The 17,927-nt window shown below is 72.2% G+C and carries 19 protein-coding genes and 1 pseudogene; 12 read left to right on the top strand and 8 right to left on the bottom strand.

Annotation, left to right across the window (positions count from 1 at the left end; genetic code table 11):
- Positions 1-7 precede the first annotated feature (7 nt).
- Positions 8-256: a hypothetical protein gene (locus ACZ7G3_RS17005; RefSeq protein WP_470926342.1), complete on the top strand. Its 249-nt coding sequence runs from the start codon at positions 8-10 to the stop codon at positions 254-256.
- Positions 257-356: 100 nt separating this feature from the next.
- Here ACZ7G3_RS17005 and ACZ7G3_RS17000 read toward each other — a convergent pair whose 3' ends face one another.
- From ACZ7G3_RS17000 to ACZ7G3_RS16980, 5 genes are all read right to left on the bottom strand, one after another.
- A complete protein-coding gene (locus ACZ7G3_RS17000; RefSeq protein ID WP_470926340.1) occupies positions 357-962 on the bottom strand; it encodes a DUF6461 domain-containing protein in 606 nt (201 codons plus the stop codon).
- Positions 963-1,052: 90 nt separating this feature from the next.
- The gene (locus ACZ7G3_RS16995) at positions 1,053-1,538 is read right to left on the bottom strand and encodes a GNAT family N-acetyltransferase (protein WP_426596637.1); all 486 of its coding nucleotides are present in this window, start codon (positions 1,536-1,538) and stop codon (positions 1,053-1,055) included.
- Between the two features lie 71 nt (positions 1,539-1,609).
- Complete coding sequence (locus ACZ7G3_RS16990; protein WP_426596636.1) at positions 1,610-1,798, bottom strand: hypothetical protein; 189 nt, start codon at positions 1,796-1,798, stop codon at positions 1,610-1,612.
- Entirely contained in the window at positions 1,795-1,995 is a 201-nt protein-coding gene (locus ACZ7G3_RS16985; RefSeq protein ID WP_470926337.1) for a hypothetical protein, read from the bottom strand. Before ACZ7G3_RS16985 ends, ACZ7G3_RS16990 begins: the two co-directional genes overlap by 4 nt.
- Entirely contained in the window at positions 1,995-2,321 is a 327-nt protein-coding gene (locus tag ACZ7G3_RS16980) for a hypothetical protein (RefSeq protein ID WP_470926335.1), read from the bottom strand. Before ACZ7G3_RS16980 ends, ACZ7G3_RS16985 begins: the two co-directional genes overlap by 1 nt.
- Positions 2,322-2,479: 158 nt before the next feature.
- On the opposite strand from ACZ7G3_RS16980, the gene ACZ7G3_RS16975 reads away from it, so the two are divergent.
- Both ACZ7G3_RS16975 and ACZ7G3_RS16970 read left to right on the top strand, forming a co-directional pair.
- Positions 2,480-2,764 (top strand): GntR family transcriptional regulator, encoded by a 285-nt coding sequence (locus tag ACZ7G3_RS16975; RefSeq protein ID WP_426596633.1) that lies wholly within the window; start codon positions 2,480-2,482, stop codon positions 2,762-2,764.
- 51 nt (positions 2,765-2,815) lie between these two features.
- The gene (locus tag ACZ7G3_RS16970; protein ID WP_470926333.1) at positions 2,816-3,619 is read left to right on the top strand and encodes an exodeoxyribonuclease III; all 804 of its coding nucleotides are present in this window, start codon (positions 2,816-2,818) and stop codon (positions 3,617-3,619) included.
- Here the strand turns inward: ACZ7G3_RS16970 and ACZ7G3_RS16965 are convergent.
- A complete protein-coding gene (locus ACZ7G3_RS16965) occupies positions 3,607-4,284 on the bottom strand; it encodes a MerR family transcriptional regulator (protein ID WP_470926331.1) in 678 nt (225 codons plus the stop codon). The two genes, ACZ7G3_RS16970 and ACZ7G3_RS16965, sit on opposite strands and share 13 nt — an antisense overlap.
- A gap of 133 nt (positions 4,285-4,417) precedes the next feature.
- Here ACZ7G3_RS16965 and ACZ7G3_RS16960 point away from each other — a divergent pair, with 133 nt between their 5' ends.
- The 4 genes from ACZ7G3_RS16960 (at position 4,418) to ACZ7G3_RS16945 (ending at position 8,197) form a co-directional block, all read left to right on the top strand.
- A complete protein-coding gene (locus ACZ7G3_RS16960; RefSeq protein WP_470926329.1) occupies positions 4,418-6,004 on the top strand; it encodes a flavin-containing monooxygenase in 1,587 nt (528 codons plus the stop codon).
- A complete protein-coding gene (locus tag ACZ7G3_RS16955) occupies positions 6,001-6,945 on the top strand; it encodes an alpha/beta fold hydrolase (RefSeq protein ID WP_470926327.1) in 945 nt (314 codons plus the stop codon). Before ACZ7G3_RS16960 ends, ACZ7G3_RS16955 begins: the two co-directional genes overlap by 4 nt.
- Positions 6,942-7,895, top strand: coding sequence for an SDR family oxidoreductase (locus ACZ7G3_RS16950; protein ID WP_470926325.1), 954 nt, complete (start codon positions 6,942-6,944; stop codon positions 7,893-7,895). The genes ACZ7G3_RS16955 and ACZ7G3_RS16950 overlap by 4 nt, the downstream gene beginning before the upstream one ends.
- An 86-nt stretch (positions 7,896-7,981) precedes the next feature.
- Positions 7,982-8,197: a hypothetical protein gene (locus ACZ7G3_RS16945; protein WP_426596628.1), complete on the top strand. Its 216-nt coding sequence runs from the start codon at positions 7,982-7,984 to the stop codon at positions 8,195-8,197.
- A 51-nt stretch (positions 8,198-8,248) separates the two neighbouring features.
- On the opposite strand, the gene ACZ7G3_RS16940 is transcribed toward ACZ7G3_RS16945, so the two are convergent.
- Entirely contained in the window at positions 8,249-11,653 is a 3,405-nt protein-coding gene (locus ACZ7G3_RS16940) for a S41 family peptidase (RefSeq protein ID WP_470926323.1), read from the bottom strand.
- 166 nt (positions 11,654-11,819) lie between these two features.
- Between ACZ7G3_RS16940 and ACZ7G3_RS16935 the strand changes: the two genes are divergently transcribed.
- The 5 genes and pseudogenes from ACZ7G3_RS16935 (at position 11,820) to ACZ7G3_RS16915 (ending at position 16,353) form a co-directional block, all read left to right on the top strand.
- Entirely contained in the window at positions 11,820-12,443 is a 624-nt protein-coding gene (locus ACZ7G3_RS16935) for a TetR/AcrR family transcriptional regulator (RefSeq protein ID WP_470926321.1), read from the top strand.
- A gap of 135 nt (positions 12,444-12,578) precedes the next feature.
- Positions 12,579-14,792, top strand: a complete 2,214-nt coding sequence (locus ACZ7G3_RS16930) for an MMPL family transporter (protein WP_470926319.1) — start codon at positions 12,579-12,581, stop codon at positions 14,790-14,792.
- 137 nt (positions 14,793-14,929) lie between these two features.
- The gene (locus tag ACZ7G3_RS16925; RefSeq protein ID WP_470926317.1) at positions 14,930-15,442 is read left to right on the top strand and encodes a YbaK/EbsC family protein; all 513 of its coding nucleotides are present in this window, start codon (positions 14,930-14,932) and stop codon (positions 15,440-15,442) included.
- Positions 15,439-15,561, top strand: a pseudogene (locus ACZ7G3_RS16920) (EamA family transporter); the annotation flags it as partial. The gene ACZ7G3_RS16925 and the pseudogene ACZ7G3_RS16920, both read left to right, overlap by 4 nt.
- A gap of 516 nt (positions 15,562-16,077) precedes the next feature.
- The gene (locus tag ACZ7G3_RS16915; protein ID WP_426596623.1) at positions 16,078-16,353 is read left to right on the top strand and encodes a DUF1876 domain-containing protein; all 276 of its coding nucleotides are present in this window, start codon (positions 16,078-16,080) and stop codon (positions 16,351-16,353) included.
- A gap of 201 nt (positions 16,354-16,554) precedes the next feature.
- On the opposite strand, the gene ACZ7G3_RS16910 is transcribed toward ACZ7G3_RS16915, so the two are convergent.
- Positions 16,555-17,754, bottom strand: coding sequence for a serine hydrolase domain-containing protein (locus ACZ7G3_RS16910; protein WP_470926460.1), 1,200 nt, complete (start codon positions 17,752-17,754; stop codon positions 16,555-16,557).
- Positions 17,755-17,927: the final 173 nt, after the last annotated feature.

Genomic DNA, 17,927 nt, shown 5'->3' with positions numbered 1-17,927 from the left:
ACCCGGTGTGGCGGCGCAGACGACGCGGCGCGCCACACCCATCGAGAAGGAGGAGCAGTTGCTGAAATCGCGGGTGAGGAAGAACCTGGCCATCGGGCTGGTGATCACGGTCGTCATCACGGCGCTGTCGGTGGTTGTCGCGGACGACGGCAGCAAGGCGGAGGAGTTCAGGAAGTCGCTGATAGTGGGCTTATTGGTGACGGCGACGGTGACAGGGGGTACGTGGTTGCTGCAGCGGAGGCGTTCGGCACCGTGACCGGCGTCCGAGCAACGGCCCTGTGGCTGCCGGCGCTGCGACGGCATCGCCTTGTCCGTAAGACGTGCCACCGGTCTTCCGCCGCACCGTGTGCGCGAGGTCATCGGACCTGGACAGTGGCGCAGACGAAGGTCGTGTCCCGGAGCAGCGCCTGAGTGATGGCCACGCCGGTCAGGTGCTCGGCCAGAGCGAACGCCGCGGGTGAGGACAGATCCGTTTCCGGAGACTCGTCCTCGAGGTGGAAGCCGATCCGCACCATGACGTCCAGCAGCTCGTCGGGTGCGGTGCCCCATCGGTCCTCCGGGAACACGGGGTCGAAACAGAGTCGCAGGACCTGATCCTCCGCCCAGAGGAACGTGCCGACGGCGTTGACGTTGACGAAGTGGGAGACCCAGCTCGCCCCCGCCGAGGCCGGCAGGGCCCGGTCCTCGGTGACTCCGACGTACCCGTTGGGCTCGATCAGCAGCGTCCAGGCGCCCACCGTCGTCATGGCGATCAGCTGACGGTCGCCCGCCTCCAGGTCGTACTGGGCGAAGGCGGCGTCGACGACTGCGGCTATGCCCTGGACGGGTGCTTCCGGCCGCCCCTCGAGCCGGGACACCACCTCAGCAGGTGAGAAGCCCCGCACCAGGGTGAAGCAGTACGCCTCGGCAAGGTCGGGAAAGTCGTCTTCGAACCACGCGTAGTCCGCTCCGGTCTTCGTCATGCCGCCCATCCTGGCCGGTGTCACTGACACCGGAGGGGCTCGCGGGCATGCCTTGGACCGGCGCGGCTGCTGTCAGTGGCCTCTGTCTGTCTACGGCAGCTGAAGGGGCTTCGCGTAGCAGAGGCTCTCCTCGTGGAAGCGGTAGTAGCCGAACTTCTCGCACGGCTCGTAGCCGCTGGAGGTGTACAGGGCCACGGCCTCCGGCTGCTTGGTGCCGGTCTCCAGGACCATCCGGGTCCGGCCGGCCAGGCGGGCGTCCTCCTCCAGGGCGGCCAGGATGCGGCGGGCCAGCCCGCGGCCGCGCACCTGCTCGATCACGAACATCCGCTTGAGCTCGGCGTCCCCGTCGAGATTGCCCTCGTCGTTGGTGTCCTGGCTGCGCCAGCCGCCGGAGGCGACCGGGACGTCGTTCTCGTCGTACGCGATCAGGTACAGGCCGTTCGGCGGCGCGAAGTCCGAGGGGTCCAGGTGCGTGGCGTCGCCGCCGTCGCCGTAGCGGGCGTCGTACTCGGCCTGGACCTCGTCGTTGAGCTTCACGGCGTCGGGGTGGTCGAAGGGGACCCGGCGTATGTTCATGCTTCCTACCGTATATAGATGCGCTATCGGGAGTGGGGCATCGTCCAGTGTGCCGGTACCGTGCCCGCCGCTCACCGTCTCCGGCAGAGAGGGCAGCGGCAGGGCGGCCACGTCAGTGAGTCCGGGATCCAGTCGGGGTCGCCGCCGCCGGCGTAGGCGCGTTCCTTGGTCCGGCCGCTCTCGCGCCCCTCGCGGGTGACGCGGTAGGTGCTGATCGTCAGGCGGGACTTGCCCGGTTCGGGCGGGGTTCCGGCGTTCACGCCTCGCCTCCCTCGGGCTGGTGGCAGGGGCAGCAGCAGCGGGGCATCAGCAGCAGCAGCCCCATGGCGTGCGGCAGCGGTACGTCCTTCGTCTGACGGCACTGCGCGTGCAGAACCGCGTACGCGGGGCGCTGGGCGAGGGCGCACTCGGCGGACCGTGCGGTGCCGAGTCCCGTGCGCTCGGACGACGTGCGCATCAGGCGGCCCTCTTCGCGCCGATCACGTGCCGGTCCAGGTCGAGGCCGAAGTCGGCGGCGATGACGAGAGTGAGCCGGCGGCGGCGCCCGCGTGCCCGTTCGCGCGCGTGCTCGCAGGCGGCGACGTAGGGGCGTACGAGGGCTGCCGCCGCGCCGTCGAGAGGGGTGTCCATGCCGTACGGGGAACGGGGGAGCGGGAGTCGGGCTGCGGCGGTACGGGCGTCGTCGGTGTACGGGGTGACGGTTCGGGCGTTCGCCCGTCGTCGCCCGGTACCGGGCAGCAGCAGGTTCAGCGCCCGAAGAAGGAACGCGTGGATAATGCTCACTGTTGTCAGCTCCTGTGTAGCTGGCGGCCGTGCCCCCGGACGTTCGCCGCGTCGCGGGGGTTTTCGTCGCCACAAGAGTAGCGTGACATAGCTTGATGCATCTAGCTGTAGCTAGAGCTAGTGATGCGGAGCTTGGTGCGTCTACATACGTTCGAGGTATGCCCCTTGACCCCAAGTCCGGCCGCCCGCTCTATGCGCAGCTCGCCGACCTGATCGAGTCCAGGATTCGCAGTGGTGAGTACGCGCCTGATCGCATGATCCCGGCGTCCCTGCGGCTCGCTGAGGAATACGGCATCGCGCACATGACCGTGCGCCGAGCCATGAGGGAACTCCGCGAGCGTGGCCTGATCTACACGGTGTCGGGCAAGGGGTCCTACGTCGTACCCGAGCTGCCCGCAGGGCTGACGACAGCTGACGAGGGCGACACGCCTCCCACCCCCTGACCCCGCCTCCGCCAGGGCGGGACCCGGTCCGGTGGCAGGTATCGTGCCTTGGTGCTCACCGTGACCAGTGTCAACGTAAACGGTCTGCGTGCCGCCGCGAAGAAGGGCTTCGTGGAGTGGCTCGCCGACACCTCCGCCGACGTGCTGTGCCTCCAGGAGGTACGGGCCGAGCCCCAGCAGCTGCCCGAACAGGTCCGCACGCCCGACGGCTGGCACGTCACGCACGCCCCCGCCGCCGCCAAGGGCCGCGCCGGGGTCTCCCTCTACACCCGTCGCGAGCCCGACCGCGTCCAGGTCGGTTTCGGCTCGGCGGAGTTCGACACCAGTGGCCGGTACGTCGAGGCCGACCTGCCCGGTGTGACGGTCGCCTCCCTCTACCTGCCCTCCGGCGAGGTCGGCACCGAGCGCCAGGACGAGAAGGTCCGCTTCATGGGCGAGTTCCTCGGCTACCTCAAGGAGCTGCGCGAGCGCGCCGCCGCCGACGGGCGCGAGGTCGTCGTCTGCGGCGACTGGAACATCGCGCACCGCGAAGCCGATCTGAAGAACTGGCGCGCGAACAAGAAGAGCTCCGGCTTCCTCCCGGAGGAACGGGAGTGGCTGAGCCGGGTCCTCGACCCCGCCGAGGGCGGCTACGTCGACGTCGTGCGCGCCCTGCACCCGGACGTCGAGGGGCCGTACTCGTGGTGGTCGTACCGGGGGCGGGCCTTCGACAATGACAGTGGATGGCGGATCGACCTGCACGCCGCCACCCCGGGCCTGGCGGCCAAGGCCGTCAAGGGGCACGTGGAGCGCGCCGCCTCGCATGCCGAGCGCTGGTCCGACCACGCGCCGGTCACGGTGGTCTACGACCGCTGAGGCTCTGGTCCGTCCGCTGGTCCGTCCCGCTTCCGGATCCGCCGGTCCATCGCCAGGGACAGCTCCGCCTCCACCACGCTGCGGGCCAGCGGGCGCAGGCGGTGGAGTTCCCGCTCGGGGGCGTGACGCAGGATCAGGTCGGTGAAGAGGTCGGCGAGGGCGTCGGCGTGTTCGCGGACGCGGGCGCCGGCCTGGAGGACCTCGCCGAGCGGGATGCCCTCGCGGACCAGGGCGGAGGAGACCTCCAGCAGGCGGTGGCTGATGTGGACGAGTTCGTCGCCGTCGGTGCCGACGTAGCCGAGGTCCATCGCGGCGGCGAGGTTCTCCGGGGTGACCTCGCCCTCGAAGCGGGCGGCGAGCTCCTCGGGGGTGAGGCGGACCGGGGTCTCCTCGGTGGGTTCGCCGAGGCCGAGCAGGTCGCCGACGTCGCGGCCGTGGTCGAAGGCGTCGGCGAGTTCCGCGATGCCGTTCAGGGTGTGGCCGCGCTCCAGCAGTGCCGTGATGGTGCGCAGGCGGGCCAGGTGGTGGTCGTCGTACCAGGCGATGCGGCCCTCGCGGCGGGGCGGCGGGATCAGTTTGCGTTCGCGGTAGAAGCGCAGGGTGCGCACCGTGATGCCGGCCAGCCGGGCCAGGTCCTCCATGCGGTATTCACGCTTCTCGGTCACGCCCCGACCATAAGTCGTACCGGCGGTAACTTTCCTCCGTCCGACCCCTACCCATGAGTACGGAGCTGCTCTACTCTCCCCATTGCGCCAGTGTTCACTGGCGGAGTTCCAGGCGATGCGTGGAGGCTTCGGGATGGCCGAGCACGAGCAGGTTCGAGAACACGTACGGGTGGCGGTGGTCGGGTCCGGCTTCGGCGGGCTGGGGGCCGCGGTGCGGCTGCGCCGCGAGGGGATCACCGACTTCGTCGTCCTGGAGAGGTCCGACAGCGTCGGCGGGACCTGGCGGGACAACAGCTACCCCGGGTGCGCCTGCGACGTCCCGTCCCACCTGTACTCCTTCTCCTTCGCGCCCAACCCCGAGTGGCCCCGCACCTTCTCCGGGCAGGAGCACATCCGCGCCTACCTGGAGCACGTGACCGACACCTTCCGGCTGCGCCCCCACATCCGCTTCGGCTCGGAGGTGAGGCGAATGGTGTGGGACGGCGAGCGGGTGCGGTGGGAGATCGAGACCGCGAGCGGCCGGCTGACCGCCGACGTCGTCGTCTCCGCGACCGGGCCGCTGTCCGATCCGAAGGTCCCGGACATCCCGGGGCTGGACACCTTCCCCGGCAAGGTCTTCCACTCGGCCCGCTGGGACCACGGCTACGACCTCACCGGCAAGCGCGTCGCCGTGATCGGCACCGGCGCCTCCGCCATCCAGATCGTGCCGGCCGTCCAGCCCCGGGTCGGCCGCCTCACACTCTTCCAGCGCACCCCGGCCTGGGTGATGCCCCGCATGGACCGGGCGATCAGCGGCGCCGAGCGCGCCCTGCACCGGGCGCTGCCCGTCACGACCAGACTGCGCCGCGGACTGCTGTGGGGCATCCGGGAGCTCCAGGTGCAGGCCTTCACCAAGCACCCGAACGAGCTGGGCTTCGTCGAGCGGATCGCCAAGCGCAACATGGCCGCCGCCATCAAGGACCCGGCCCTGCGCGCCAGGCTCACCCCCGACTACCGCATCGGCTGCAAGCGGATCCTGCTGTCGAGCGAGTACTACCCGGCGCTCGCCCGGCCGAATGTGGACGTGGTCGCGAGCGGGCTGAGCGAGGTGCGCGGCTCGACCCTCGTCGCCGCCGACGGCACCGAGGCCGAGGCCGACGCGATCGTCTTCGGCACCGGCTTCCACGTCACCGACATGCCCATCGCCGAGCGCGTCGTGGGCGCGGACGGGCGCACCCTCGCCGAGACCTGGAAGGGCGGCATGGAGGCCCTGCGCGGTGCCTCGGCGGCCGGCTTCCCCAACTTCATGACGGTCATCGGGCCCAACACCGGCCTCGGGAACTCGTCGATGATCCTGATGATCGAGTCCCAGCTGAACTACCTGGCCGACTACCTGCGCCAGATCGACGTCCTCGGCGGCCGGGTCGCCCTCGACGCCCGCCCCGCCGCCGTGCGCACCTGGAACCAGCGGGTGCAGGAGCGCATGAAGCGCACGGTGTGGAACACCGGCGGCTGCACCAGCTGGTACCTGGACGCGAGCGGCCGCAACACCACCGTCTGGCCCGGCACGACCGCCGACTTCCGGCGCGCGACCCGGCGCGTGGACCTCGCGGAGTACGAGGTGCTGCGCCCGGCCGTCGCCGAGGCGGACGGGGGTACGGCCGAGGGTGCGGCCCCGGGAGCGACCCAGGGTGCGGCCCCGGGCGCCGACGCGGGTGCGGACGCGGAGGTGAGCGCGTGAGCCGCCTCCCGCACATCGCCGCCGGACCGTACGCCCCGCCCGTGCCCGCCCACGAGCTGACCGTCACCGCCGCCGACGGCGCCCGGATACACGTCGAAGTGCACGGCCCCGAGAACGCGCCCGCGGTCGTCCTCGCACACGGCTGGGCCTGCTCGACCGCCTTCTGGGCGGCGCAGATCCGCGCCCTCGCGGCCGACCACCGGGTCATCGCCTACGACCAGCGCGGCCACGGCCGCAGCCCGGCCGACCCGGCATGCGGCACCGAGGCCCTCGCCGACGACCTCGAAGCCGTCCTCACCGCCACGCTGGCGCCGGGCGAACGGGCGGTGATCGCCGGGCACTCCATGGGCGGGATGACGGTGATGGCCGCCGCGACCCGGCCCGCGGTGCGCGCGCACGCGGCGGCCGTCCTGCTGTGCAGCACGGGCAGTTCGCGGCTGGTGGCGTCCGCGACCGTGGTGCCGCTCGGGGAGGGCCGGGTGCGGACCTGGCTGACCCGGCGGATCCTCGGCTCCCGGGCGCCGCTCGGGCCGGTCACGCCCGTCGCCCGGCGGATCCTCAAGTACGGGACCATGGGCCCCGGTCCGGCCCCGCACATGGTCGACGCCTGCGCGCGCATCGTGCACGCCTGCCCGCGCGAGGTGCGCCGTGCCTGGTCCCAGGTGCTCGACCTGCTCGACCTCGACCACGGCGTACGGGAGTTGAGGATGCCGGTCGAGGTCGTCGTCGGCACCGCCGACCGGCTGACCCCGCCCGTGCACGCCCGCTCGCTGGCCGCCGCACTGCCCGACTGCGTGGGTCTGACGGAACTGCCGGCCCTCGGCCACATGACGCCGGTGGAGGCGCCGGACCTGGTCACCGGGAAGATACGGGCCCTCGCCGCCACCTACCTGAACGCCGCACGCGCCGAGCGTGCCGTACCCGCCGAGGAGAGCGCATGAGCAGAGGAAGCAGCCAGGGAAGCGGCAGGGAAAACAGGAGGGAAAGCGGCAGGGGAAGCGGCAGGGTGAGCCTGGAGGGGCGGGTCGCCGTCGTCACCGGAGCCGCGCGCGGCGTCGGGGAACTGCTGGCCCGCAAGCTGTCCGCGCGCGGGGTGAAGGTCGCCCTGGTCGGCCTGGAGCCGGACGCGCTCAAGCAGGTCTCCGCACGGCTGCACAGCGAGAGCGGGCACTGGCACGCCGACGTCACCGACCACGAGGCGATGGCCCAAGTCGCCCGCGAGGTCAAGGAACGGTTCGGCAGGATCGACATCGTCGTCGCCAACGCGGGCGTCGCCACCGGCGGGCCCTTCACCGACTCCGACCCGGACGCCTGGCGGCGCGTGATCGAGGTCAACCTGATCGGGTCGGCGGTCACCGCCCGCGCCTTCCTGCCGGCGCTGCTGGAGAGCCGCGGCTACCTGCTCCAGGTAGCGTCCCTCGCCGCCATCACGCCCGCGCCGATGATGAGCGCCTACTGCGCCTCCAAGTCCGGTGTCGAGGCGTACGCGCACAGCCTGCGCGCCGAGGTCGGCCACCGGGGCGTGAAGGTCGGCGTCGGCTATCTGTCGTGGACCGACACCGACATGGTGCGCGGCGCCGACCAGGACGACGTGATGCGTGAACTGCGGCAGCGGCTGCCCTGGCCGGCCAACAAGACCTACCCGCTGGGCCCGGCGGTCGACCGGCTCGTGGAGGGCGTCGAGCGCCGCTCCGCCCACGTCTACGGGCAGCGGTGGCTGCGCGGCATGCAGGGCGTGCGCGGCTACCTGCCGGCCGTCATCGGCACCGTCGGACAGCGCGAGATGCGGCGCCTCGGGGACCGGCTGAACGGCGTACGCACGGGCCTGGTCGGTGCGGGCGGAGCGGCCGACGAACAGCGCTCCACCCGTGCGGTTACCGTCCGTAAGTGATCGACATGCGCACGGTCACGGCCCATGTGAATCTGATCGGGCCAGGCCGATCCGGCCGGGCCCGAACATCACAGGAGTGAACCCACATGGGTATGAAGGACCAGTTCCAGGACAAGGCCGAGCGCATGCAGCAGCAGGGCAAGCAGCGGGCCGACCAGGCCAGGGAGCAGTTCCAGAACCGCGACCGCCGTCAGGGCGAGGACGAGATGGACCCCTCGCGTCGCCGGGGCGGGGAGGAGCGCGACCCGTCCTCGCGCCGCCGCGACGCGGACGAGCGCTTCGAGGAGAGCTACGACGCCTGACGCGCCGGTGAGTTGAAGGGGCGCCCCCCGTCGCACGGGGGGCGCCCTTCCTCATGCCCGGGGCGGCAGCGGTGGGCGGGACCGGTCCGGTACGTCGTCGTAACCGGGCGGCGTGGCGGGCGGGTTGGTCTCCAGCAGCTCCAGCGCCAGCCGGACCGCCTCGTCCAGCACCGGGTACCGGCCCTCGGCCCAGTCCAACGGGGTGCGCAGCGCCTCGACGTCGGGGTCGACGCCGTAGTTCTCCACGGACCAGCCGTACGCGTCGAACCAGGCCGCGTTCATCGGCACCGTGATCACCGTGCCGTCGCCGAGGCGGTGCCGGCCGGTCATGCCGACCACGCCGCCCCAGGTGCGCTGCCCGACCACCGGGCCGAGCCGCAGCAGCTTGAACGCGGCCGTGATCATGTCGCCGTCGGAGGACGTCGCCTCGTCCGCGACCGCCACGACAGGCCCGCGCGGGGCGTTGGAGGTGTACGACACCGGCTGCGCGTCGCGTGTCAGGTCCCAGCCCAGGATGGTGCGGGTCAGTTTCTCGATGACGAGTTCGCTGATGTGTCCGCCCGCGTTGCCGCGCACGTCCACGATCAGCGCGGGCCGGGACACCTCCATGCGCAGGTCGCGGTTGAACTGCGCCCAGCCGGAGCCGCCCATGTCGGGGATGTGCAGGTAGCCGCACCGCCCGCCGCTCAACTCCCGTACCACTTCGCGGCGTTTGGTCACCCAGTCCTGGTAGCGCAGCGGCCGTTCGTCGACGAGCGGTACGACGGCGACCCGGCGGGCCGGTCCCGTGCCGCCCTCGCCCGGTGCGAAGGTCAGTTCCACCGTCGTACCGCCCGCGCCCGCCAGCAGCGGGTACGGGCCCGTGACCGGATCCACCGGGCGGCCGTCGACATGGGTCAGTACGGCCCCCTCGCGGATGCCCGTGCCGGCCAGCGGCGAGCGGGCCCTGGAGTCGGAGGAGTCGCCGGGCAGGATGCGCCTGACCACCCAGTGGCCGTCCCGGCACACGAAGTTGGCGCCGAGCAGGCCCTGCCAGCGCTGGTAGTGCGCCGGGCCCTCGTTGCGCCGGGCGGCGACGACGTAGGCGTGCGAGGTGCCCAGTTCGCCGAGCACCTCGCGGAGCAGGTCGGCGAACTCGTCCGGGGAGGCGACCCGTTCGAGCAGCGGTCGGTACTGGTCCAGCACCGCGTCCCAGTCGACGCCGCACATGCCGGGGTCCCAGAAGTGGGCGCGGACCAGGCGGCCGGCCTCGTCGTACGCCTGGCGCCACTCGGCGGCCGGGTCGACCTCGTGCAGGATGCGGCGCAGGTCGATCCAGGTGGTCGAGTCGCCGTCGCCGACCTCGGTGGCGGGCACCGCGCGCAGGTCGCCCTCGTCGAGCAGGACCAGGCGGGTGCCGTCGCCGCTGACCCGGAACCGGTCCAGGTGGTCGACGAGTTCGGACTTCTTCGCCTTGGCCAGGTCGAAGTGCTCCAGGGTGGGCCGCTCGCTCGGGTCCGCCGGATTGGCGAAGGTCTCGCCGAGCGCGCCCGAGATCGGCCAGCGCAGCCAGACCAGGCCGCCGCCCGCGACCGGGCACAGCGCCGAGTACTTCGACGCGGTGACCGGGAACGGGGTCACCCGGGCCGCCAGCCCCTCGACCTCGACGGTCACCGCACCGCCCTCGCCGGTCTCGTCCTCCAGCGGGTCCAGGCCCCCGGCGGCGGGGCGGCCCTCCGGGTTCAGGGCGAAGGGCGAGGGGGTCGCGGAGGACAGCGGCACCAGGTAGGGGCGGCAGCCGAGCGGGAAGGACAGGTCGCCGGTGTGCACGTCGTACACCGGGTCGAAGCCGCGCCAGGACAGGAAGGCGAGGTAGCGGCCGTCCCGGGTGAAGACCGGGTTCTCGTCCTCGAAGCGTCCGTCGGTGACGTCGACGACGAGTGGACCCTGGCCCTCCTGCCCGTTCCTCCCGTCGATGCGGGCCATCTTGATCTGCCGCAGCGAGCGCCCGATGCCGGGGTGGGACCAGGTGAGCCAGGCCCCGTCCGGGGAGAAGGCGAGGTCGCTGACGGGACCGTTGACGGACCGGATCAGCTCGGTGGCGCGGCCACCGGCGCCGCCGGCGGGGGGCTCGGCGCCGGCTCCCTCTCCCTCAGTGGTCACGTCCGCCGCTTCGGCCACGTCCGCCGCTTCGGCCACCTCCGTCGCCTCGGCCACGTCCGTCACCCCCGCCACATCCGTCTGGTGGGGGACGTCGAGCAGCAGCAGCCGGCCGTCGTGCGAGGCGATGGCGAGGCGCTCGCCCGCCGGGTCCGAGACCAGCTCCAGGACCCGGCCCAGGTCCCCGGAGTCCGGCCGCCAGGGCGCGCGGCCCCCGGTCGCCCGTGGCAGGTGGGCGATCTCGATCGTGTCCTCGCCCTCCGCGTCCGTCACGTACGCGATCCGCCCGCCGGCCCCGAGCATCTCCGGCAGCCGCACCCGTACCCCTGGCGTGTCGGCGAGGGTGCGGGCCGGTCCGTCGCGGTGGGTGAGCCAGTACAGGCTGCCGCGTACGACGACGGCGCTCGCCCGGCCCGTCTCGTCCACGGAGATGCCTCCCACGTGCTGGGCGGCGGGCACCTGGTACGTACGCCGTCCGGCGCGCGGCCCGCTCAGCCGTACGTCGAGCCGGCGCGGCACCGAACCGGGTGACAGGTCCTCGACGATCCACAGGTCGCCCGCGCACTGGTACACCACGCGGTCGCCGTCGCTCGCGGCGTGCCGGGCGTAGCAGGCGTCGTGGTCGGTGTGGCGGCGCAGGTCGGAGCCGTCGTGGGCGCACGAGTAGAGGTTGCCGACGCCCTCGTGGTCGGAGAGGAAGGCGATCCGGCCGCCCACGAACATGGGGGAGTGCAGATGGCCCCCGAGGCCGGGCAGGAGACGCTGCCCGTGCAGCCAGAGCCGGCCCGTGGCGCCGCCCCGGTAGCGCTTCCAGGCGGCCGGTTCGTGCGGCGGGGTGCCCGTGAGGAGCAGGGTCCGGCGTTCCCCGTCGAGGTCGGCGGCCTGGATGTCGGTGACCGGGCCCCAGGGCAGTTTGCGGCCGGGGTCGCCGTCGGGGGTGATCTTGTAGGCCCAGGTGAGGTGGGAGAAGGGCTCGCCGTGCGAGGCGACGGCGAGGACGGCGGTGGTGCCGTCGGGATCGGGGGGTGACCAGCCGCAGACCCGGGTGTCCGTGCCGCCCCAGTGGGTGAGCTGCCGTCCGGGGCCGCCGTCCACCGGCACGAGGTGGACCTCCGGCACCAGGCTGCGCCAGCTGGTGTACGCGATGTGGCGGCCGTCGGGCGAGAAGCGCGGGTGGCCGGTCTTGGTGCGGTCGACGGTGAGCCGCCAGGCACGGCCCGGGCCGTCGAGGTCGGCGAGCCAGAGGTCGTCCTCGGCCACGAAGCACAGGTGGTCGCCGCTGAGGTGCGGAAGGCGCAGATAACTCACCTGCCCCATGCTTTGCCGGGGGCGGGGCCCCGGCAACTCGGCCCACACTTATGAGTAACCGACAACCGTGACCCAGACCACGAACGAAACCGTTTCGTTTCGTTAGGGCTTCCGGTACCTTCATGGTGTACGAAACGGTGTCGTTCAGACGGAGCGGACGAGAGGAGCGAGCGAGATGACCGAGGTCACCACCGCGCGCCGCAGTCGGATCACTCCCGAGCGCGAGGCCGAGCTGTACGAGGCCGTGCTCGACCTCCTCCGGGAAGTCGGCTACGACGCCCTCACCATGGACGCCGTGGCGGCCCGCACCCGGTCCAGCAAGGCGACGCTCTACCGCCAGTGGGGCGGCAAGCCGGACCTGGTCGTCCAGGCCATCCGGCACAACAAGCCCGGGAAGATCGGCGAGATCGACACCGGCTCCCTCCGTGGCGACCTGCACGCCCTGATGGCCCACGAGGACGACTGCACCATGGCACAGAACTCCGCGCTGATGCGGGGCGTGGCCATGGCGCTCCACCAGAACCCCGACCTGCGTCAGGCGTTCCGGGACCAACTCGTCGGACCGGAGATGGCGGAGTTCCAGCGCCTGCTGCAACGCGCCGTCGACCGGGGTGAGATCAGAGCGGACTGTCCGGCGCTGGACTTCCTCGTGCACATGCTGGTCGGCGGTTTCGCCACCCGCACGCTGCTCGACGACCAGCCGCCGACCCGGGCCTTCCTCACCTCCTACATCGACGCCGTGATCCTCCCCGCACTCGGCGTCCCCACCCCCACCCCCACCCCCACCCCCACCCCCTGACACGTCCCCCTCAGCAGAACCCCCATCTGAGCCCCACCTGAGCCCCACCTGAGCCCCACCTGACGTCACCGCTCACGTCGTCGGGCTGATCACACCTGCCCTGAAGATCCACGACCTGACCGGGAGTACGCCCTCGTGGCCACGTTCCTCTACAAACTCGGCCGGCTCGCGTTCCGCCGACGGCACTTCGTCGCCCTGATATGGGTGGCGCTGCTGACGCTCGCGGGCGTCGGCGCCGCCAGTGCCCCGACCGCCGGCACCACCTCCTTCTCCATCCCCGGCACCGAGGCCCAGAAGGCCTTCGACCTGCTGGAGGAGCGCTTCCCCGGCACCAGCGCCGACGGGGCGACCGCGCGCGTCGTCTTCAAGGCGCCGTCCGGCGAGAAGATGACGGACGCCGACAACAAGGCGACCGTCGAGAAGACCGTCTCCGGCCTGGCCGACGGCTCCGAGGTCGCCTCGGTCGCCGACCCGTACACGGGCAACGCCGTCAGCAAGGACGGCACGATCGCCTACGCGTCCGTGAAGTACGACGTCTCCGGCATGGAGCTGGAGGACACCACCAAGGACGCCCTGGAGGACGCCGCCCAGCAGGCGCGCGACGCCGGGCTGACCGTCGAGATCGGCGGTGACGCGCTGCAGGCCGTCCCGCACACCGGTACCACGGAGATCATCGGAATCGCGGTCGCCGCCGTCGTCCTCGTCATCACCTTCGGCTCGCTGGTCGCGGCCGGCCTGCCCCTCCTCACGGCCCTGATCGGCGTCGGCATCGGCGTCGCCTCGATCACGGCCCTCGCCAGCGCACTCGAGCTGGGCTCCACCACCTCCATCCTGGCGATGATGATCGGCCTCGCGGTCGGCATCGACTACGCCCTGTTCATCGTCTCCCGCTACCGTGCCGAACTCGCCGAGGGACGTGAGCGCGAGGAAGCCGCGGGCCGCGCGGTCGGCACGGCGGGCTCGGCGGTCGTCTTCGCCGGCCTCACCGTCGTCATCGCCCTGGTCGGCCTCGCCGTCGTCAACATCCCGATGCTGACCAAGATGGGCATCGCGGCGGCCGGTACCGTCGCCATCGCGGTGGTGATCGCCCTGACGATGGTCCCCGCGCTGCTCGGTTACGCCGGCCGCAGGGTCAAGCCGGCCGGCGCCAAGAAGGCGAAGAAGGGCGGGCAGACCGAGGCGAAGCCGGCCAAGGACAACCTGGGCACCCGCTGGGCGCGCTTCGTCGTCCGCCGTCCGCTGGCCGTCCTCCTCCTGGGCGTCATCGGCCTCGGAGCCGCCGCGCTCCCCGCGGCCTCCCTGGAACTGGGCCTGCCCGACGACGGCTCCCAGCCGACGTCGACGACCCAGCGCCGGGCGTACGACCTCCTGTCGGAGGGCTTCGGGCCGGGCTTCAACGGTCCGCTGATGGTCGTCGTCGACGCGAAGGGCAGCGACGCTCCCGAGCAGGTGTTCACCGACGTCTCCGACGAGATCAAGGGCCTCGACGACGTCATGGCGGTCACCCCGCCCGCTCCCAACAAGAGCGGCGACACCGCGACGATCACCGTGGTCCCGGACTCCAAGCCGTCCTCCGTCGAGACCGAGGACCTGGTGCACGCCATCCGCGACGCGGGCGCCGGCATCAAGGCGGACACCGGCGCGGAGACCCTGGTGACCGGCTCGACGGCGATGAACATCGACGTCAGCGAGAAGCTGAACGACGCGCTGCTGCCGTACCTGGTCCTGGTCGTCGGCCTGGCCTTCCTCCTCCTGATCGTGGTCTTCCGCTCGATCCTGGTCCCGCTGAAGGCGGCCCTCGGCTTCCTGCTCTCCGTCATGGCGGCCCTCGGCGCGGTCGTCGCGGTCTTCCAGTGGGGCTGGCTGTCCGGCCTGATGGGCGTCGAGGAGACCGGCCCGGTCATGTCGATGATGCCGATCTTCATGGTCGGCGTGGTCTTCGGCCTGGCGATGGACTACGAGGTCTTCCTGGTCACCCGTATGAGGGAGGCCTACGTCCACGGCGAGACGCCCGGCCAGGCGGTCGTCACCGGCTTCAAGCACGGCGCGCGGGTCGTCACGGCCGCGGCGGTCATCATGATGGCGGTCTTCGCGGGCTTCATCGGCTCCAGCGAGTCGATGGTCAAGATGATCGGCTTCGGCCTGGCGATCGCCGTCTTCTTCGACGCGTTCGTCGTCCGCATGGCCATCGTCCCGGCGGTCCTCGCCCTGCTCGGCAAGAAGGCCTGGTGGCTGCCGAAGTGGCTGGACCGCGCGCTGCCCAACGTGGACGTCGAGGGCGAGGGCCTGCGCACGGCCGGGGACGGCAAGGGCGGCCCCGACGAGGACAGGGAGCTGGTACGCACCTGACGCGCCGCCTCTGACAGGACGACAGACCAGCCGGTGAGGGCTCCGTGGGGACGGGGCCGCCCTCACCGGCTTCCTGTCGTGCGGGGACACCGCAACCCGGTCGCCCGCCGGGTACACGTACCGTTACGGTGCCGTCCATGACGACGACCGACGACGCCTCCGCGACCCCCGCCGCCCACCCCCGTTTCGCCGAGGCCCTGCGCGGACTCGGCCTCGGTGAACTGGCCGGACGGGCCCGGCGCTTCCCGGAGGCCACGCGCACCGCGGCCGAGGCCGCCGCCGCGATCGGCTGCGAGCTGAGCCAGATCTGCAAGTCGCTCATCTTCGCAGCGGACGGCGTGCCGGTCCTGGTCCTCATGGACGGCGCCTCCCGGGTCGACCTGGAGCGGGTCCGGGAGGAACTCGGCGCTCAGCAGGTCACGCGGGCCAGGGCCGACGTCGTGCGGGAGACCACCGGGTACGCCATCGGCGGCGTGCCGCCCTTCGGGCACCGGAGCAGGACCCGGGTGCTCGCCGACCGGTCCCTCCTCGCCCACGAGGTCGTCTGGGCCGCCGCCGGCACCCCGTACGCCGTCTTCCCGATGGAGCCCAAGGAACTCGTCGCCACCGCCGGCGCCACCCTCGTGGACGTGCGCGAGCGCTCCGAGTGACCACACTGGTCACCGCCGCCGTCCTCCTCGCCGCGGTGACGCACGCCGGCTGGAACGCCATCGCCCACCGGATCACGGACCAGCTCACCGGCTTCGCCCCGGTATCCGGCGGCGGCATGCGGTGCAGGGGACGGTCCTCCCGGCGTACTTCCTGCTGTCCGCGAGGCTACGCAGCCGTAAGAGATCCAGCCCCGGGGCTGGAAGAACACGCCTCACGGCAAAAAACAGTCCCCGGAGTCTCACCGTTGCCATCTACCTCAGTCGTCGCTGAGGCTCCGGTAGCGAGGGGCTTCGGGGGCCTGGCCAGAGCCGACGGGAATCTCTTGCCGATGAACGTCTCCACCGGCGGTGCGATTCTCCGGTTTTCTGGTGTATTGACCAGTTTCCTCGTCATAGGATCCGTGTCAAGGGGGGCGCCGGGAAAATCGCAGACCGAGGCGAGACCCACAGGTCAGGCCCGCGGTTGACCGGGGACCACCTGTGCACGTGATGTACCCGGAGCGCGGCGGCGGGCCTCGTCGTCGGGATCGCCCTGATGCTCCGCACGGGATGACCGGGCGGCCGGGATGGCCGGGATAGTGCGTACGGCGGCTCTGAGGCGCACCCTGGAAAGAGGTCTTCCGGAGGTGATCGTCATGATGCACACCGCAGTGGGATGGCACGTCGAGCTGGAGTTCATGGAGGACGACCAGCACACCCGGGCGGTCGCGATGGTGCGGCTCCCCGACGGCGGCGAGGTCCGCGCGCACGGCCACGCCACCCGTCACCGCGTCGACGCCAACCAGCCGAGGGTCGGCGAGGAAGTGGCGGGGGCGCGGGCCTTGAACGAGCTCGCGATGCAGCTGCTCACCAAGGCGCACGACGACATCGACGCGGCGTCGGGGAGGGTCTCCCACCCGATCCACGTGTGAGCCGCCGCGCGGCCCAGGGCCTGGTCGACCGGTCCCGCCTGCCCCGCGACGCCGTGCACGCACTCCGGCCCGCACCGGCCCCTGACCCGAGCGGTTCCCCGTACGAGGTGCAGGGCCGGCCCGCCGGCTGCACGCACGGGGCGCCGCACAGCCGCCCACCGGGCGGCGACGCGCACGTGGTCGGGCAGGTCCGGCCCAGCCCTAGCCCGCGTCGAGTGACGCCCGTACCGCCCGTACCAGTGCCTGCGCCCGCGGGTCCGCCGTCACGGTCCTGCGGAAGCCGTTGGTGACGTAGCCGAAGGCGACGCCCGACTCCGGGTCGGCGAAGCCGAGGGCGCCGCCGCGGCCCGGGTGGCCGAAGGAGCCGGGGGACAGGAACGGGGACGCGCTGCCGTGCAGCATGTAGCCGAGGCCGAAGCGGGTGCCCACGACGAGGACCCGGTCCGGGCCGGCCGACTCCTCGGCGCGGGCCCGTTCCGTCGTCACCGGGTCGAAAAGACGAGGGTGCCGTGTCACGCCGTCGTCGGCCTCGCCGATCAGCGCCGCGTAGAAGCGGGCCAGCCCGTCGGCCGTCGCGATGCCGTTGGTCGCCGGGAGGGCCGCTGCCCGGTACGCCGGGTCGTTCTGGTCGGGGAACGGCGTGATCGCGGCGAAGGCCCGGCGGGTGAGGGAGCCGGGGTCGGCGTAGGCGTCGGTGACCGCGCGCTTGGGGCGCAGGCGGGGGCCGTTCCCCGACGGCTCGGGGTCCTCGACGCGCCCGACCCGCCCGGCCCGGCCCGCCGCCTCCTCCGCGGCCGGCAGCCCCAGCCACAGGTCCAGCCCCAGCGGCCGGGCGATCTCGTCCGCGATCCACTCACCGGCGCTCCGCCCGCCCGTCGCCCTGCGGACCAGTTCGTCGAGCAGCCAGCCGTACGTCAGCGCGTGATAGCCGTGGTCCGTGCCCGGTTCCCAGACGGGTGCCTGCGCGGCGACGGCCTCCGGGCCCCGCAGCGGGTCGAGGGCCTGTTCCGGGGTGAGCGGACGGTCGAGGACCGGCAGCCCGGCCCGGTGGTTCAGCACGTGCCTGACCAGCACCCGCTCCTTGCCGTGCGCCTTGAACTGCGGCCAGTACTCGCCCACCGGCGCGTCCAGGTCCAGTTCCCCGCGCTGGTGCAGCAGCAGCGGTACGGCGGCGGCGACGCCCTTGGTCGCCGAGCGCACGACCTGGGCGGTGCCCCGGCGCCACGGCTCGGTCCCGGCTGTGTCATCGACGTTCCTGGTTCCACCCCACAGGTCGACGACCTTGCGCCCGTCCCGGTAGACGGCGACCGCCGCGCCCCGGTCCCCGAGCGCTGCGAAGTTCCGTGCGAACGCGTCCCTGACCGGCTCGAAACCCTCGGCCACCGCGCCGTGCACATCCACGATCGCGTCCACGTCCACGACCGCGTTCACGTCCGCGTTCACGTCCACTTGCCACGTCCCTTCCGACCGCCTGCGACAGTCGGTGCAACCGTCACCGGCCGCCCGCGATTCCAAGGGGGGAGTGCGGGACTGATCTCACATGTGGTGTGCGGCCCGAAGGGCGTGACCCGGGA

Source organism: Streptomyces sp. NPDC037271 (assembly GCF_055603605.1).
This window is presented reverse-complemented; position numbering and strand designations above follow the sequence as displayed.

What these genes read in the sequence shown, in the direction of transcription:
- ACZ7G3_RS17000 (WP_470926340.1), bottom strand. Translation starts at nt 962, where the DNA reads ATGACGAAGACCGGAGCGGACTACGCGTGGTTCGAAGACGACTTTCCC.
- ACZ7G3_RS16995 (WP_426596637.1), bottom strand. Translation starts at nt 1,538, where the DNA reads ATGAACATACGCCGGGTCCCCTTCGACCACCCCGACGCCGTGAAGCTC.
- ACZ7G3_RS16985 (WP_470926337.1), bottom strand. Translation starts at nt 1,995, where the DNA reads ATGCGCACGTCGTCCGAGCGCACGGGACTCGGCACCGCACGGTCCGCC.
- ACZ7G3_RS16975 (WP_426596633.1), top strand. Translation starts at nt 2,480, where the DNA reads ATGCCCCTTGACCCCAAGTCCGGCCGCCCGCTCTATGCGCAGCTCGCC.
- ACZ7G3_RS16960 (WP_470926329.1), top strand. Translation starts at nt 4,418, where the DNA reads ATGGCCGAGCACGAGCAGGTTCGAGAACACGTACGGGTGGCGGTGGTC.
- ACZ7G3_RS16950 (WP_470926325.1), top strand. Translation starts at nt 6,942, where the DNA reads ATGAGCAGAGGAAGCAGCCAGGGAAGCGGCAGGGAAAACAGGAGGGAA.
- ACZ7G3_RS16945 (WP_426596628.1), top strand. Translation starts at nt 7,982, where the DNA reads ATGGGTATGAAGGACCAGTTCCAGGACAAGGCCGAGCGCATGCAGCAG.
- ACZ7G3_RS16940 (WP_470926323.1), bottom strand. Translation starts at nt 11,653, where the DNA reads ATGGGGCAGGTGAGTTATCTGCGCCTTCCGCACCTCAGCGGCGACCAC.
- ACZ7G3_RS16935 (WP_470926321.1), top strand. Translation starts at nt 11,820, where the DNA reads ATGACCGAGGTCACCACCGCGCGCCGCAGTCGGATCACTCCCGAGCGC.
- ACZ7G3_RS16925 (WP_470926317.1), top strand. Translation starts at nt 14,930, where the DNA reads ATGACGACGACCGACGACGCCTCCGCGACCCCCGCCGCCCACCCCCGT.
- ACZ7G3_RS16915 (WP_426596623.1), top strand. Translation starts at nt 16,078, where the DNA reads ATGATGCACACCGCAGTGGGATGGCACGTCGAGCTGGAGTTCATGGAG.